The 14,464-nt window shown below is 69.6% G+C and carries 15 protein-coding genes; 6 read left to right on the top strand and 9 right to left on the bottom strand.

The window, feature by feature from the left end:
- Positions 1–29 precede the first annotated feature (29 nt).
- Together gltX and ACWDX9_RS19825 are read right to left on the bottom strand one after the other, a co-directional pair.
- Complete coding sequence (gene gltX / locus ACWDX9_RS19830; RefSeq protein WP_449955805.1) at positions 30–1,361, bottom strand: glutamate--tRNA ligase; 1,332 nt, start codon at positions 1,359–1,361, stop codon at positions 30–32.
- A 34-nt stretch (positions 1,362–1,395) separates the two neighbouring features.
- The gene (locus ACWDX9_RS19825) at positions 1,396–2,172 is read right to left on the bottom strand and encodes a fumarylacetoacetate hydrolase family protein (protein WP_185068095.1); all 777 of its coding nucleotides are present in this window, start codon (positions 2,170–2,172) and stop codon (positions 1,396–1,398) included.
- 139 nt (positions 2,173–2,311) lie between these two features.
- Between ACWDX9_RS19825 and ACWDX9_RS19820 the strand changes: the two genes are divergently transcribed.
- Complete coding sequence (locus tag ACWDX9_RS19820; RefSeq protein ID WP_355208858.1) at positions 2,312–2,668, top strand: antibiotic biosynthesis monooxygenase family protein; 357 nt, start codon at positions 2,312–2,314, stop codon at positions 2,666–2,668.
- A 30-nt stretch (positions 2,669–2,698) separates the two neighbouring features.
- Here the strand turns inward: ACWDX9_RS19820 and ACWDX9_RS19815 are convergent, their stop codons facing one another.
- Positions 2,699–3,295, bottom strand: coding sequence for an HD domain-containing protein (locus ACWDX9_RS19815; protein WP_449955800.1), 597 nt, complete (start codon positions 3,293–3,295; stop codon positions 2,699–2,701).
- Between the two features lie 225 nt (positions 3,296–3,520).
- Between ACWDX9_RS19815 and ACWDX9_RS19810 the strand changes: the two genes are divergently transcribed.
- Positions 3,521–5,077 (top strand): heparinase II/III family protein, encoded by a 1,557-nt coding sequence (locus tag ACWDX9_RS19810; protein ID WP_364262529.1) that lies wholly within the window; start codon positions 3,521–3,523, stop codon positions 5,075–5,077.
- A gap of 35 nt (positions 5,078–5,112) precedes the next feature.
- Here ACWDX9_RS19810 and ACWDX9_RS19805 read toward each other — a convergent pair whose 3' ends face one another.
- Entirely contained in the window at positions 5,113–5,868 is a 756-nt protein-coding gene (locus ACWDX9_RS19805) for an SDR family NAD(P)-dependent oxidoreductase (RefSeq protein WP_449955797.1), read from the bottom strand.
- Positions 5,869–5,941: 73 nt separating this feature from the next.
- On the opposite strand from ACWDX9_RS19805, the gene ACWDX9_RS19800 reads away from it, so the two are divergent.
- The gene (locus tag ACWDX9_RS19800; RefSeq protein ID WP_449955794.1) at positions 5,942–6,562 is read left to right on the top strand and encodes a TetR/AcrR family transcriptional regulator; all 621 of its coding nucleotides are present in this window, start codon (positions 5,942–5,944) and stop codon (positions 6,560–6,562) included.
- Positions 6,563–6,646: 84 nt separating this feature from the next.
- Here ACWDX9_RS19800 and ACWDX9_RS19795 read toward each other — a convergent pair whose 3' ends face one another.
- The 3 genes from ACWDX9_RS19795 to ACWDX9_RS19785 all read right to left on the bottom strand — a co-directional run bounded on the left by ACWDX9_RS19795 (position 6,647) and on the right by ACWDX9_RS19785 (position 8,447).
- Complete coding sequence (locus tag ACWDX9_RS19795) at positions 6,647–7,027, bottom strand: nuclear transport factor 2 family protein (RefSeq protein ID WP_449955791.1); 381 nt, start codon at positions 7,025–7,027, stop codon at positions 6,647–6,649.
- Between the two features lie 93 nt (positions 7,028–7,120).
- Positions 7,121–7,615 (bottom strand): VOC family protein, encoded by a 495-nt coding sequence (locus tag ACWDX9_RS19790; RefSeq protein ID WP_449955788.1) that lies wholly within the window; start codon positions 7,613–7,615, stop codon positions 7,121–7,123.
- Positions 7,605–8,447, bottom strand: coding sequence for an alpha/beta fold hydrolase (locus tag ACWDX9_RS19785; protein ID WP_449955785.1), 843 nt, complete (start codon positions 8,445–8,447; stop codon positions 7,605–7,607). The genes ACWDX9_RS19790 and ACWDX9_RS19785 overlap by 11 nt, the downstream gene beginning before the upstream one ends.
- Before the next feature lie 77 nt (positions 8,448–8,524).
- Between ACWDX9_RS19785 and ACWDX9_RS19780 the strand changes: the two genes are divergently transcribed.
- Positions 8,525–9,388: a helix-turn-helix domain-containing protein gene (locus ACWDX9_RS19780; RefSeq protein ID WP_449955782.1), complete on the top strand. Its 864-nt coding sequence runs from the start codon at positions 8,525–8,527 to the stop codon at positions 9,386–9,388.
- A 67-nt stretch (positions 9,389–9,455) separates the two neighbouring features.
- Here the strand turns inward: ACWDX9_RS19780 and ACWDX9_RS19775 are convergent, their stop codons facing one another.
- A complete protein-coding gene (locus ACWDX9_RS19775) occupies positions 9,456–10,280 on the bottom strand; it encodes an SDR family oxidoreductase (protein ID WP_449955779.1) in 825 nt (274 codons plus the stop codon).
- A 96-nt stretch (positions 10,281–10,376) separates the two neighbouring features.
- Between ACWDX9_RS19775 and ACWDX9_RS19770 the strand changes: the two genes are divergently transcribed.
- Positions 10,377–11,159 (top strand): helix-turn-helix domain-containing protein, encoded by a 783-nt coding sequence (locus ACWDX9_RS19770; RefSeq protein WP_449955776.1) that lies wholly within the window; start codon positions 10,377–10,379, stop codon positions 11,157–11,159.
- A 368-nt stretch (positions 11,160–11,527) separates the two neighbouring features.
- On the top strand, positions 11,528–12,478 hold the full coding sequence (locus tag ACWDX9_RS19765) for a GNAT family N-acetyltransferase (protein WP_449955773.1): 951 nt from the start codon (positions 11,528–11,530) through the stop codon (positions 12,476–12,478).
- Between the two features lie 315 nt (positions 12,479–12,793).
- Here ACWDX9_RS19765 and cimA read toward each other — a convergent pair whose 3' ends face one another.
- On the bottom strand, positions 12,794–14,371 hold the full coding sequence (cimA, locus tag ACWDX9_RS19760; protein WP_449955770.1) for a citramalate synthase: 1,578 nt from the start codon (positions 14,369–14,371) through the stop codon (positions 12,794–12,796).
- Between the last annotated feature and the right edge of the window lie 93 nt (positions 14,372–14,464).

Below are 14,464 nucleotides of genomic sequence, written 5' to 3'. Positions count from 1 at the left end.
GCCCGCCCTGCGGGCCGCCGGCCGCCGGATCAGCCCTTCAGGCGGGCCAGGGCGGCGCGCAGGCGCTCCTGCGCCCGGGCGCGGCCGAGCACCTCGATCGACTCGAACAGCGGCAGGCCCACCGTCCGGCCGGTGATCGCCACGCGGACCGGGGCCTGGGCCTTGCCGAGCTTGAGCCCGTACGCGGTCCCGACCTCCTCCAGCGTCTCCTTGAGCGACTCGGGGTCCCAGCTGACCGTCTCCAGCCGCGACAGGTAGTCGGTGAGGATCTCCACCGGCGAGTTCTTCATCGCCTTGTCCCAGGACGCCTGGTCGAAGACCGGCTCGTCGAGGAAGAGGAAGTCGACGTTCTGCCGGATCTCCGACAGCACCGCGATGCGGGTCTGGGCCAGCGCCGCGACCTTGCTGAACAGCTCGCGGTCCCAGGACGGGTCGAGGTAGGGCTCGCAGCGCTGCTCGAACGTCTCCAGCGGCAGCGCCCGGATGTACTCGCCGTTGAACGCGCGCAGCTTCTTCTCGTCGAAGAACGCGCTGGCGGAGTTGACGTCCTCCAGCCGGAACAGCGGCATCATCTCCGACCACGGCATGATCTCGCGGTCCTCGCCCGGCCCCCAGCCCAGCAGCATCAGGTAGTTGACCGTGGACTCCGCGAGGTAGCCCTCCGCGCGGTAGTCCTCCAGGGCCACCTTGTCGCGGCGCTTGGACAGCTTCTTGCGCTGCTCGTTGACGATCACCGGCAGGTGCGCCCAGACCGGCGGCGTGGCGCCCAGCGCCGGCCACAGCAGCATCTGCTTGGCGGCGTTGCCCAGGTGCTCCTCGCCGCGGACGACGTGGGTGATGTTCTGGGTGATGTCGTCGACCGCGTTGGCCAGCACGTAGAGCGGCGAGCCGTCGGTGCGGGCGATGACGAAGTCCTCCTGCGCCTCGTTGGGGAACTCCACGTTGCCCCGGATGAGGTCCTCGACGACCGTGACGCCGTCGTCGGGGGTGCGGAAGCGGACCGCGCCCTCGGTCAGGCCGCGGTCGCGGCAGTGGCCGTCGTAGCCCCGATGCTCGGAGCCGGTGCGGGCCACCAGCAGCTCACGCGTGCAGTCGCAGTAGTAGGCCCGGCCGTCGGCCAGCAGCTTCGCCACCGCCTCGCGGTGCTGGGCCTCGTACGCCGACTGGAAGTAGGGGCCCTCGAACGCCGGGTTGCCGCCGTTGATGCCGATCCAGTCGAGGGCGGAGATGATGCCCTCGGTCCACTCCGGACGGTTTCGCGACGCGTCGGTGTCCTCGATGCGCAGCACGAAGCGGCCGCCGGACTGTTCGGCCAGCGCCCAGTTGAACAGCGCCGTGCGGGCACCGCCCACATGGAACATGCCGGTTGGGGACGGGGCGAACCGCACCCGTACTTCAGTCACGGGAGACCACCTTGTTCGTGAGTGTGCCGATGCCTTCGATGCCGACGCTGACCTCGTCGCCGATCTCCAGCGGGCCGACGCCCGCGGGGGTGCCGGTCAGGATGACGTCGCCGGGGATCAGGGTCATGACCGCGCTGACGTAGGCCACCAGCGCGGGGATGTCGTTGATGAGCTGGCTGGTGCGGCCGCTCTGCCGGATCTCGCCGTTGACCGTGGTCGTCAGCGCCAGGTCGCTCGCGTCGAGGTCGGTCTGGATCCACGGCCCCAGCGGGCAGAACGTGTCGAACCCCTTGGCCCGGGTGAACTGCACGTCCTTCTTCTGGAGATCGCGGGCGGTGACGTCGTTGGCGCAGGTGTAGCCGAAGATGACGTCCTTGACCCGCTCGACCGGCACCTCGCGGCACAGCCTGCCGATCACCACGGCCAGCTCCCCCTCGTAGTCGACGCGGTCGGACAGCGTCGTGGGGTACGCGATGTTCTCGCCGTGGCCGATCACCGACGTGGACGGCTTCATGAAGATCAGCGGTTCCTCGGGCACCTCGTTGCCCAGCTCGGCCGCGTGCTCGGCGTAGTTTCTGCCGATGGCGACCACTTTGCTCGGCAGCATCGGGGCCAGCAGTTTCACCTGGGACAGCGGGTGCCGCTCGCCGGTGAACTGCACCTGGCCGAACGGGTGACCGGCGACCGCGGAGATGACCTCCTCGCCCGGGCCGCCCTCGACCACGCCGAACGACACGCCTTCGCCTGTGGAGAACCTCGCTATACGCACCTGACAAGGCTATCGCCGCCACCGCCAGGCTCCGCCCAACGCGTACCTCGTGCCGCGCCGGACCAGGAGCAGGACCCTGAGGCCGCCCGCGTTAGCCTGGATATCTCAGCAGGTGGTGTCGCCGACGAGAGGGGCCCCGTTGTCCGTCGTGAAGATCAACGTCCTTAACGTGCCCGCCGACATGCGCGAGGAGCTCGAACGGCGCTTCGCCAACCGGGCGGGCATGGTGGAGTCGGCCGACGGGTTCGAGTGGTTCGAGCTGCTCAGGCCGGTGGAGGGCACCGAGCGTTACCTCGTCTACACGCGCTGGCGCAGCGAGGAGGACTTCCAGAACTGGCAGCAGGGTGAGGCCTTCCGGCGCGGGCACGCGCAGGCCGCCCAGGCCGCCCAGGAACAGGGGCACGGCCACGGTCACGGCCACGGGCAGGGGCCCGCGGCGACCGGCTCGGAGGTGTGGACCTTCGAGGTCGCCGAGAGCACCGGCCCCAAGTCATAGCCGATCCGGCTTCCAAGGCCCCTTTCGGGGTCAGGCGTCCAGCGGGTTGCGCGCGATCCGGTTCACGATGCCGGCGCGGACGAACTGGCCGGCGATGCTGGACGGCTTGCGCGCGCCCTGCTCCGAGATGCACGCCCCGAATTCCTTGGCGATCTCCAGCCTCGGGTAGCGCTCCAGGACCTCGCGCCTGATCGCCTCGGGGATCTCCTCCGTACGGCGGCCCGAGATGTCCATGCCGGTCGAGAGCTCCAGCAGGTGGCCCTCCGGGTCCTCCTCCAGGGGCACCTCGTCCCACATGTGCCGGATGATCACCTCGCGGGCGCGTACCCTCCGCTCGGGCGACCAGCCGGCGCCGGCGCAGAAGACCCAGGCCACGTCGCCGCCGGCCTCCTCGAACGGCACCGAGTGGCTGTCGAACTCGGCCACCAGCCCGAGGTCGTGCAGCATGGCCGACACGTAGAGCAGCTCCGCGTCGAACGCGATGCCGTGCTCACGCGCGTACGCGGCCGCCCACAGGTAGGCCCTGATCGAGTGGTTGAGCAGCGAGGGCGTGTGGTAGCGGGCGGCCACCTCCAGCGCCCCGCGGCAGGCGGGTGTGTCCGGGATCACGAGGTCGTCGAATGTCACCGCACCAGCATGTCGCGCCAGGTACGGCTACGCCATGCGGGACACCGGGGACGCATCGAGCATCTAACGAATCCGCCACTCAACTTGACCCATTGATCGCGATTCGGAAAGCATGTCCCACCTTCACTTTTTGTCCCGAAAGGAACTGGCGTGCGCCGGCTCGCGATACCTCTTGCCCTTTTACTGGCGCTCGGCGGGTTAGGCAGCCCCGCGCATGCCGACAAGGTGACCCGGACCGCGGAGTGCCAGGGCGACTGGCTGCCCGGCACCCCCACGGCCGACGACGTCATGAAGGGCGAGATCTCGCTGGTCGGGCTGCCCGCGTACAAGCTCGGCAAGAAGATCAACTGGAGCGCGAGCCCGTACGGGAACCGTTCGTGGGAGTTCGTGTTCCAGTCGCTGCGCTGGATGGGCACGCTGGTCGTCGCGTACGAGAACAGCGGTGACCGCAGCTATTTGGATCGCGCCACCGAGATCACCAAGGACTGGGTCGCGAACAACAAGCCCGGGGCGCGCGGCACCAAGCCGTACACGTGGAAGGACCACCCGGTCTCGCTGCGGACGCAGCCGCTGCTCTGCCTGAGCATGCACGTCAAGGAGAGCTGGCTGAAGGACAGCCTCGCCGACCACGCCAGGCTCCTGTCGGACTCGCGGCTCTACAAGAAGGGCCACAACCACGGCATCGACCAGGACATCGCGCTCATGGGCATCGGCTGCAGGTACGGCCGCAAGGACTGGTCGGACCTGGCCTCCCGCCGGCTGACCGGCACGGTGAAGCTCGACGTCGACTCGCAGGGCGCGCTCATGGAGCAGGCCCCGCGCTATGCGGTGTACGTCTACAGCCGGCTGCAGGTCGCGATCACCAACATGAAGGCGTGCGGCAGGAAGGTGCCCGGCGAGATCGCCAAGCGGGCCGAGGCGATGAAGGACTTCATCGCCCACGCCACCATGCCGACCGGCTACATGGTGCCCATCGGCGACGGCACCGCCGAGACCGAGCCGAAGATCGAGACGGGGACGCCGAAGCAGGAGGTCAAGACCTACCGGGCGGGCTACGTCTTCGGCCGCACGGCCTGGGGCAAGCCGGACTCGGCGTACTACTCGATCAGGTTCGGGCCCGGGCTGAAGTTCCACGGCCACGAGGACCACCTGGGCGTCACGTACTACGCCCAGGGCCGCAACCTCCTGGTGGACGGCGGCTTCCACTCCTACGAGAAGAGCGCCTACCGCTACTGGACGCTCTCCCCCGAGGCCCACAACGTGCCGACGGTGGTCGGGGCCCGCTTCAAGCCGCGGACGTCCTCGAAGCTCGTGGCGTCGAAGTACGGCAAGGACCGGCAGTCGTTCAAGCTGACCGACAAGGCGTACGGGGTGAGCCGCACCAGGTCGGTCCTGGTGAACCACGGCGAGGACCTGATGGCGGTGCTGGACACGGCCTCGGGCGGCAAGAAGATCAGCAACCTCTGGCGGTTCGACCCGTCGCTCAAGCTGGTGTCCAACGGCGGGGGCAAGGTCGTGCTCGGGGACGGCAAGTTCAAGGTCACCCTGCTGCAGTTCTCGTCGTCGTGCGACCGGGTCGGCGGGCAGAAGGTGGAGCGCGGCGGGAAGGTGGGCTGGGTTTCTCCCACGTACCTGTCGAAGCTGCCGACCAATGTGGTGGTGTCACCGGCGGCGCAGTCGCTGCTGACGGTGATCGTGCCCGGGACGGACTCGCCCAAGGTGTCCTGCTCGGGCGGGAAGGTCACGGTGGACGGCACCTCGTTCTCCGCCAAGGCGTTCTAACCTCGCCTCCTGCCGTCTAACCTCGCCTCCTGCCGTCAGCCCAGGAAAGAGCCGCCTCCATCCACCATGATCGAGCAGCCGGTGATGAATGAGGCGTCCGGCCCGGCCAGGAAGACGGCGGCGCGGCCGATGTCGGCCTCCGCGTCACCGGTGCGGCGCAGCGACAGGCCGGACAGCGCCGCCTCCAGCTCGTCCGGCCGCGTGTCGAAGTAGGACTTCGCCCCTTCGCTGAGCGCGAAGGGGCAGATCGCGTTGACCGTGATGTCGTGGGCACCCCACTCGCGGGCCGCGGTCCTGGTGAGGCCGCCGACGGCGGCCTTCGCCGAGACGTACGCGCCGTAACCGACCAGCCCCTGGACCTCGGAGCCGGAGCGCAGGTTGATGACGCGCCCGCCGCTCTTGAGGTGGGGGAAGCAGGCCCGCATGAAGTACGTGCTGGCCATGGGGCCGGTGCGGAACGCCAGCTCGAGATCCTCGTCGGTGATCTCCTCCAGCGGCACCCCGACGCGGGCCGCCATCGCGTTGTTGACCAGGATGTCCACGGTGCCGAACCGCTCGACCACCGCGGCCACCGCGGCGCCGACGGCGGCGGAGTCGCGGATGTCGCAGGTCAGCGGGATCGCCGCCGCGCCGAGGCGCTCGATCTCGCCGGCCGTCCCGGCCGCCGCCTCGCCGTTGAGGTCGACGACGGCGATCGAGGCGCCCTCCTTGGCCATGGCCATGGCGATGCCGCGCCCGATCCCCTGCCCGGCGCCGGTCACTATCGCGACCTTGCCCTCCAACGAACCCATGACGGCTCCTTCCCTTCGCACTATCCAACACCTGTCGGCTAAACAACAGGTGCCGTCAAAGTACACTGAGCCCGTGCCCGAAGAGAAGCCCCCGCTCACCGGCCGCGTCCAGGCCGACCCCCGCGCGCGGCGATCCCTGGCCGCGCTGCAGCAGGCGCTGCTGGATCTGGTCCTGGACAAGGAGCTGGGGCAGATCACGGTGGCCGACGTCACCAAGCGGGCCGGCCTGAACCGCTCGACCTTCTACGACCACTTCCCCGACGTCCACGCCCTCGCGGAGTCGGCCTGCGCGGCGATGTTCGACGGCCTGGTCGCCGCCGCGCCGAAGCTGGGCCGGTACGTGGTGGCCCGGAGCGAGCCGCCCGTCGAGACCACGCGGTTGTTCGCGCACGTCGCCGAGCACGCGCACCTGTACCGGGCGCTGCTGGGCCCCGACGGCAGCGCCCGGCTCCAGGACCACCTGCGACACCGCATGACCGTCGCCGTCCACGTCAGCGGACAGCACACCTCACCGGACGACGGCGGCTCCACCCACGTCGACGATCCTGCGGACATCCCTCATGACGTTCCGGCGGCGTTCGTCGCGGGGGCGCTGCTGTCGGTGGCGGCGGACTGGGTGCGGCGGGGGTGCCCGGGCACCCCCGAGGAGCTCTCCGCGGCGGTCTGGCCCCTGATGGTCGGCGCCTCACCCTGAGCCGTCGTCTCATCGTGAACCGCGCGTCTCACCCTGAACCGCGCGCCTCATCGTGAACCGGCGGCGAAATCGGCGCCTTCGCCGTCAGAACATCCCGTACGGGATCTCGCCAGGATCGGGCACCGGCTGCACCACGTCCCAGTGCTCGACGATCTGCCCGTCCACCATCCGCCATATGTCGACGACCGCGATCCCGCGCTCATCCCCTGGCGGGACCATGTGATAGTGCAGCATCACGTGGTCGTCCTCGGCGACGACCCGCTTGAGGTCGAGCTTCGCCCCGGCGACCGGGGCGCTCGCGATGAACTCGATGAACGCGTCTCTGCCTGAGGGATTTCCCGGGCTGTGCTCGACGAAGTCCTCCCGGAGCAGGTCGCGAAGTATCTCCACGTTCCCCGCCGCGAACTCCGAGAAGCCGCGCAGGACGATTTCCTTGTTGCGTTCGGCAACGCCGTTCTCACTCATGGGGCCACCATGCGGCGCCCCGGCCCGGCCCGTCGATTACATCCCATGTAATGGACAACCGGCTACCAGGGGGTCCGGGGAGCCCCTGGTCCGTCACTTCTTGGAGATCATGACCTCGTGGCCGTCCGGGTCGGTGGCCTTGATGTAGGTGCCCCAGGCCTCCTCTACCGGGTCGGTCACGGTGACGCCGAGCTCGCGCAACTGACGCACCGTCTCGTGGATGTCATCGCAGGCGAAGGTGAGAAAGGCGCCCTCGCCCGGCTTCTTGTCGAACGCCTCCGCGCTGTGCAAGGTGATCGAGGTCTGTCCGTTCGGCGGCTTGACCTCCACCCAGCGCGCGCCCGGCCACATCTCGGCATCGACGGTCTTGGTGAAGCCGAGCTTGTCGACGTAGAAATCCACCGACCGCTGCTGATCGGCTACGTACATGACGGCGACGTTGATGTGGGTGATCATGGATATCCCTTTGTCCTGTCGGCTCGACTGCATCGGTTGTCGGCGATGCCCGCACTGCCCTCTCTGCGCAGCGCGGCACAGCAGCAGCCTATGTGCGCCGACCTTGCCGAACCCGCCGACGTCATTGCCCATGTGATCGACGGTGGATCGCGGTGAAGGCCAGGAGCAGTTCGGCGGTCCGCGGCGGGTCTTCCACGATGGGCGAGTGTCCGGAACCCGGTAGCAGCTCGACCTTCGCGCCCGGAACGACGCCATAGTCGGCCGCGGACGAGGATCGCCACCTCCGGTCCTCCACACCGAAGATCACCAGCAGCGGCTTGCCGAGGTCCTTAAGCCGATCGGGGAGCGCCCGCTCCTCCAGGTATTCGCGGGGCGCCTGCATGATCGCGACGAACGCAGGGAAGCTCATACCGCGCAGCTCGTCCACGAACGCCTGCGGGATCGGGTGGTCCGCCCGCCTGAAACCGGTGCTCGAGAACTGGCGGATCAGCTCGTCGCTCGGCGGCCACTGCGAGGGTCCGATCGCGGCGGACTCCTGTGCGATGAAGGCGTCCATGCTGGGTCCGGTGTTGATGAGCGCGAGCGCGGTCACCAGGTCGGGCCGTTGCTCGGCGAGGGCGGTGGCGACCGCGCCGCCGCTGGAATGGCCGGCGACCACGGCGTGCTCGACGCCGAGCCGGTCCAGCGCCGCACCGGCCCGGCGTGCCTGGTCCGGGACCGCGTAACTGCCGTCGGCCGGTTGGCCCGACCGGCCGTGGCCGAGCAGGTCGATCCGGATGACGCGATGGGATCTGGTCAGCAGCGGAACCAGCAGGTCCCACCACATGGCCGAGGATGCCGTCCCGTGGATGAGCAGGAGTGGGGGCGCGTCGCGGGGGCCGTCCTGGCGGACGTGGATGTCGCCGTCGTCCAGGGGCAGGGTCGAGCTCTCGGTGGCTTCGGTTCCGCCGTCAGAAATGGTCATGAGGCCACTGTCGCCGCCGGTACGCGCCGGTGGATTGGACAAATGTTCCCCTGGATCGGCCCGCGTAGCATGAAACGGTGCGGACATTCGTGCACGGCGCGGCTGTGTGGGACGTGGCATGCCCGCGGCGGCCCAGCCGGGTGGCCGGTGTCACCATGGCCGGGTTCCGGGTCCGTGACCTGGACACGCTCCGGATGGTCCCGCATCCGGCCGTGACGCTGCTGGTGGAGTTCGGCGCCGGTTCGGCCGTCATGGAGTACGCCGCCGGGCGGCAGCAGCGGGGAAGCATCGTCGCGGGGCCCGGGCTCGGGGCCGGAGGCGCGGTCCAGGCGCGGGGTGAGAACGTCGAGTGCGTGCAGGTGCGCCTGTCCCCGGCGATCGCGCGCGCGGTTCTGGACGTCTCCCCCGCCGACCTCGACGGCGCCGTGGTGGCCCTCGACGACCTGTGGGGCCGGGAGGCGTCACGGATCCGCGAGCGGCTGAGCGAGGTCTCGTCGTGGCAGGATCGTTTCGCGTTGACGGACGCGCTGCTCGCCCGCCGGCACGAGGCGGGGCCGCCGGTGGACCCGGAGGTGGCCTGGGCCTGGCAGCGGATCGTCGCCGGCCGCGGCCGGGTCCGGGTCGACGGCCTGGCGGCCGAGGTCGGGTGGAGCCGTAAGCGCCTGTGGTCCCGGTTCCGCTCGCAGATCGGCCTGCCGCCCAAACGCGCCGTGAAGCTGGTCCGCTTCGATCATGCCGCCCATCGCCTGGTCGCGGGTGAGGGCGCGGCCCGGGTCGCGGCCGACGCCGGCTACGCCGACCAGTCCCACCTGCATCGGGACGTCGTGGCGTTCACCGGGGTGACACCCGCCACCGTGGCCGGCGAGCCGTTTCTGGCGGTCGACGACATCGCGTGGCCCAGCCACGCGACACCCGCCGGTTCGCCGGCCGGCCGCATGTGAGATGGTCACCGCTTCGGTCGCCGACCGCACGTGAGACGGTCGCTGGCCAGATGTGAGGTGGCCACCGCTAACGGGCGGTCACGAACTCCCTCGCACCGCGCAGCCTGGTCCGCAGCTGCCGCTGGGTCAGGGTGCAGTCCAACCGCACATCGAGCGGCCCGGGCAGGTCGGTGTCGGCCCGCCGGCCGGACGGCAACCGAGCCGGATCCAGTCCGTCGCGCCGGGCGACAAGGCAGCCCAGCTCATATCGGCTCACCGCGTCCGCCCCGGCCACATGGTGGATCCCGGCGCGATCGGAGTTCGCGAGCTCCAGGAGGGCCGCCGCCAGATCACCGACATGCACCGGACAGCGCACGTCGTCGGTGAACAACACCCCATGCGTGCCTCCTGAGGCCAGCGCGTGCACGAAGTCCTCGTGTGGAGAGCCGCCGTCACCGATGATCAGAGACGTCCGTACGACCACCGCCGCAGGATCGATCGCCCGCACGGCCACCTCCGCGGCCGCCTTCGCCGCTCCGTACGGACTGACCGGGTCGGGCACGCAGTCCTCGGCATAGGTGATCGCCCTGCCCGAGAAGACGGCGTCGCTGGACACGTGCACCAAACGTGCGCCGTTCCCGGAGGCCGCGACGGCCACGTGAGCGGCGCCCATGGCCGTCGTCACCCAGTCCGACTGGCGGTAGGCCGCGTTGATGACGACGTCAGGGCTGAACGCGCCGATCAGGTCGGCCACGGCCGTACGGTCGCGGACATCGAGCGGCAGCCAGTCGGCCCCTGCCGCCGTTCCCGGCCGCGTCAGGCAGGTCGCGGCCACGACGTCACCGGCCGTCGCGGACTGCCGTACGAGTTCGGCGCCGAGAAAGCCGCTGCCGCCCACGATGAGGATTCTCATGAGCTGCGACCGTAGCGGACCGTGCTACGTCACGACGTTACGCCGGTAGTGGTAGGTCCCGCCCGGCCCACCACGGCGGCCCGGTAGAACTGGAGCATGCATCGCGATCGCACGGTCGGCGAGCTGCTGCGGGAGTGGCGCCGGCGGCGCCGGCTGAGCCAGCTCGACCTGGCCGTACAGGCGGACGTGTCCAGCCGGCACATCAGCTTCGTCGAGACCGGCCGTACGGTCCCCAGCCGCCGGATGCTCCTGCACCTGGCCCAGCACCTGGACGTCCCCCTGCGCGAACGCAACCGGCTCCTGGTCGCCGCCGGGTACGCCCCCGCCTACGAGCGGCGCCCGCTGGAGGACCCGGAGCTGGCGCAGGCGTACGAGGCCATCCAGGGCGTGCTGCGCGGCCACGAGCCGTTCCCCGCCGTCGCCGTGGACCACCGCTGGAACGTACTGCTCAGCAACCCGGCCATGGAGATCTTCCTGGACGGCGTCGACCCGGAGCTCCTGAAATCGCCGGTCAACATGATGCGGCTGGGCCTGGACCCGCGCGGGTTCGCACCCCGGCTGCAGAATCTGGGGCAGGTACGGGCGTACCTGCTGCCCCGGCTCGCCCGCCAGGCCGCCCGCACGGGAGACCCCGAGCTGAGCGCGCTGTACGAGGAACTCCGCTCCTACGGCACCGAGGACGACCCGCCCACCGCCGGGGCCGCCGACATCGCCATGCCCATCCGGCTCCGGCACGACGGGGTCGAATTGAGCTTCTTCAGCACGATCACGACGTTCGGCGCGGCCTTCGACATCACCCTCGAAGAGATCGCCATCGAAACCCTCTTCCCCGCCGACCCCACGACCACCGCCTACCTGCGTCGCCTGGCGGCCTCATGATCAACGGCTCTCCACTGTCGCCAGTTCTCCCGCTCGCGCCGATCTCCATGGCCTCCAATCACGTGCGCTGCATCCATCCCACACAGACCTCGAACGGGATCCTCTGATCATCGCCGATTCCCCGGAGGCTACGCTCCGTCTGCGATGCGCCGCCTCAACGACATCCGTCTCCGGGCGCGCTGATCACAATAGGTTTGCGCGAGGGGCGGCGATCAGATAGACCTTGCTGCCGGACTCCTGTCAGCAGGACCGAGGACATCGAGAGGAGGGATAAGCCCATGATCCCCATGATCACCGCGCTTGTGTCCTCCCGGGGCACGGACCACGTCTGACCCCGGAGCGGACAGGCGCCTTCACCGGAGAGTGCCTTGACCGTGAACCAGAACGACCTGACCATCCGCCCGATCACCGGCCGCGAAGAACTCGACCTCTTCTCCCGACTTCCCTACGTCCTCAACGAGGAACTGGCGGACGACCTCGCCGCCGGTCGCCGCCGACCGCAGTGGATGTGGGCGGCCCTCCGCGGCGACCAGCTGCTGGCCAGAGCCGCCTGGTGGGGCCGGAGCGGCGACGACACACCATTCCTCTTGGACATTTTCGACATCGACGACAGCGGCGCGGATCGCGAGCGCATAGACATCGGCGTACGGCTGCTGCAGACCGCCATGGCGGAAGTCGTCCCGGCAGGCACCCGTCCCCCCGGGTACAGCCGCATGGTCCCGCCTGATTGGCGCGAGGCCGGAGTGAGCAGGCGCGTCGTCGAGGACCGCATGGCCGCCCTGGAACGGACCGGCGCTCGCCTGCTCGTCGAACGGCTGCGCCTGGAGTGGCGCCCCGGGACGCCGATCTCCGATCCCGGTGGACGCCTGGCGTTCCGGCCGGTCCGCGACACCGAAGAAATCCTCGCCCTGATGACCTTGGTCCTGGATGGCACGCTGGACGCGCACAGCCGCGACGACCTGACCCGGATGTCTCCCCGCGAAGCGGCGGTCAGACACTATGAGGACGAGCTTGCGCACTATCGGAGCCCGCGGGACTGGTGGCGGGTCGCGACGCTGCCGGACGGCGAGCCGGTGGGGTTCGTCACCCCGGCCCGCAACGACTACAACCCCATCATCGGTTACCTCGCCGTGCTGCCCGCACACCGAGGCAACGGCTACATCCACGACATCCTTGCCGAAGGCACCCGTATCCTCAGCGCGCAGGACGTCCCGCGTATCCGGGCGGCCACGGATCTCGGCAACGTTCCCATGGCGAGCGCCTTCCAACGCGCCGGATACGTCAACTTCGAACGGACGATCAACATGACCTGGGACTGATCCGGGCATCGGGCGGGAGGCCACGAACGACCTTCCCGCCCGGCTCGGCCACATCAGGCGAAAGCCCTTCGGTCCAGGCGGCTCCGTCTGCCGGCAGCCGTCCCGCGCTGGGAGTCATTCTGAGCAATCGTCGCCCCTCACGTCCCGCTGTGCGGGCGAGCGAGCAGGCTTGGGTGGGCTCCAGCAGGCCCACCGCGTAACAGGGCGACGGGCGGGCGCAGCGAGCGGGGGTTTCGGGGATCGAAGGGGGCGGGAGCCCTCCCGGGAGGCGCTGCCCGCAGCGCCCCTATCGCGGAGGACCGGGCGGTTTCCCGCTCAGGCGGTCTTGTGGCCGGCGCGGAGGAGGCCGTAGGTGACTGCCTGCTCCAGGGCCTGCCACGACGCGTCGATGATGTTCTCCGCCACCCCGACCGTGGCCCACTCGGACGTGTCGTCGCTGGAGGTGATGAGGACGCGGGTGATGGCGTCCGTGCCGTGGGTGCCCTCGAGTATGCGGACCTTGTAGTCCACCAGTTCCAGCTTCGCCAGCTCGGGGTACAGCTGCTCCAGCCCCAGCCGCACGGCCTTGTCCAGGGCGTTGACGGGGCCGTTGCCCTCGCCCGTGGCGACGATGCGCTCGCCCTTGGCGTGGAGCTTGACGGTGGCCTCGCTGACCAGTTCGCCGCCCTTCGTGCGCTCCACGATCACGCGCCACGACTCGACCTCGAAGTGGCGCTTGCGCTTCCCCTCCACGGTGTCGCGCAGCAGCAGCTCGAACGACGCGTCCGCGGCCTCGAAGGTGAATCCGCGCGACTCCAGGTCCTTGACGCGTTCGACCAGGGTCTTGGTGTGTTCCGGGGTGAGGTCGTAGCCGAGTTCGCGGCCCTTGAGCTCGACCGAGGCGCGGCCGGCCATGTCGGAGACGAGCATGCGCATGTCGTTGCCGACGGCGGCGGGGTCGATGTGCTGGTAGAGGTTGGGGTCGACCTTGATGGCGCTGGCGTGCAGACCGGCCTTGTGGGCGAAGGCGGAGGTGCCGACGTACGGGGCGTGGGAGTTGGGGGTGACGTTGGTGACCTCGGTGATCGCGTGGGCGATGCGGGTCATTTCGGCGAGGGCGGTCGTGGGGACGAGGTCGAAGCCGCGCTTGAGCTGGAGGTTCGCCACGACCGTGAAGAGGTTGGCGTTGCCGGAGCGCTCGCCGTAGCCGTTCGCGCAGCCCTGTACGTGCGTGGCACCGGCCTTGACGGCGGCCAGGGTGTTGGCGACGGCGCAGCCGGTGTCGTCGTGGCAGTGGATGCCGACGCGGGCGCTGGTCAGGACGGCCTCGTGGACGATCTCGGCCAGCTCGTCGGGGAGCATGCCGCCGTTCGTGTCGCACAGGGCGATGACGTCGGCCCCGGCTTCGGCGGCGGTCCTGAGGACTTCGAGCGCGTAGGCTGGGTTGGACTTGTAACCGTCGAAGAAGTGCTCGGCGTCGAGGAAGACTCGCTGTCCCTCCGCACGAAGGTGAGAGACCGTGTCGCGGATCATCGCGAGGTTCTCCTGGAGAGTCGTGCGGAGGGCCAGCTCCACGTGCCGGTCGTGGCTCTTGGCGACAAGGGTCACGACCGGCGCGCCGGATTCGCGCAATGCGGCCACCAACGGGTCGTCGGCTGCCTTCACACCGGCTCGGCGGGTCGCACCGAACGCGGCGAGCTGCGCGTGCTTCAGGTCCAGCTCTGTTTGAGCCTGCCTGAAGAACTCTGTGTCCTTGGGGTTGGCGCCCGGCCAGCCCCCTTCGATGAAACCGACGCCCAGGCTGTCCAAGTGGCGCGCGACGGCGAGCTTGTCGGCGACGGTGAGGCTGAGCCCCTCCTGCTGGGCGCCGTCACGCAGCGTCGTGTCGTATACGTGGAAGCGGTCGTCGGCCATGAGTCTCTCTTCTCTGGAAGCCTCTGGAAAGCAAAAAGACCCCTCACGGACGTGAGAGGTCTGCGCGCTGGCGGTGTCCCTTGTCAGCCAGCG

The sequence above is a fragment of the Nonomuraea sp. NPDC003201 genome, assembly GCF_053590415.1.
Note: the sequence above shows the minus strand (reverse complement) of the source record. Positions and strands in the feature narration are given on the sequence as shown.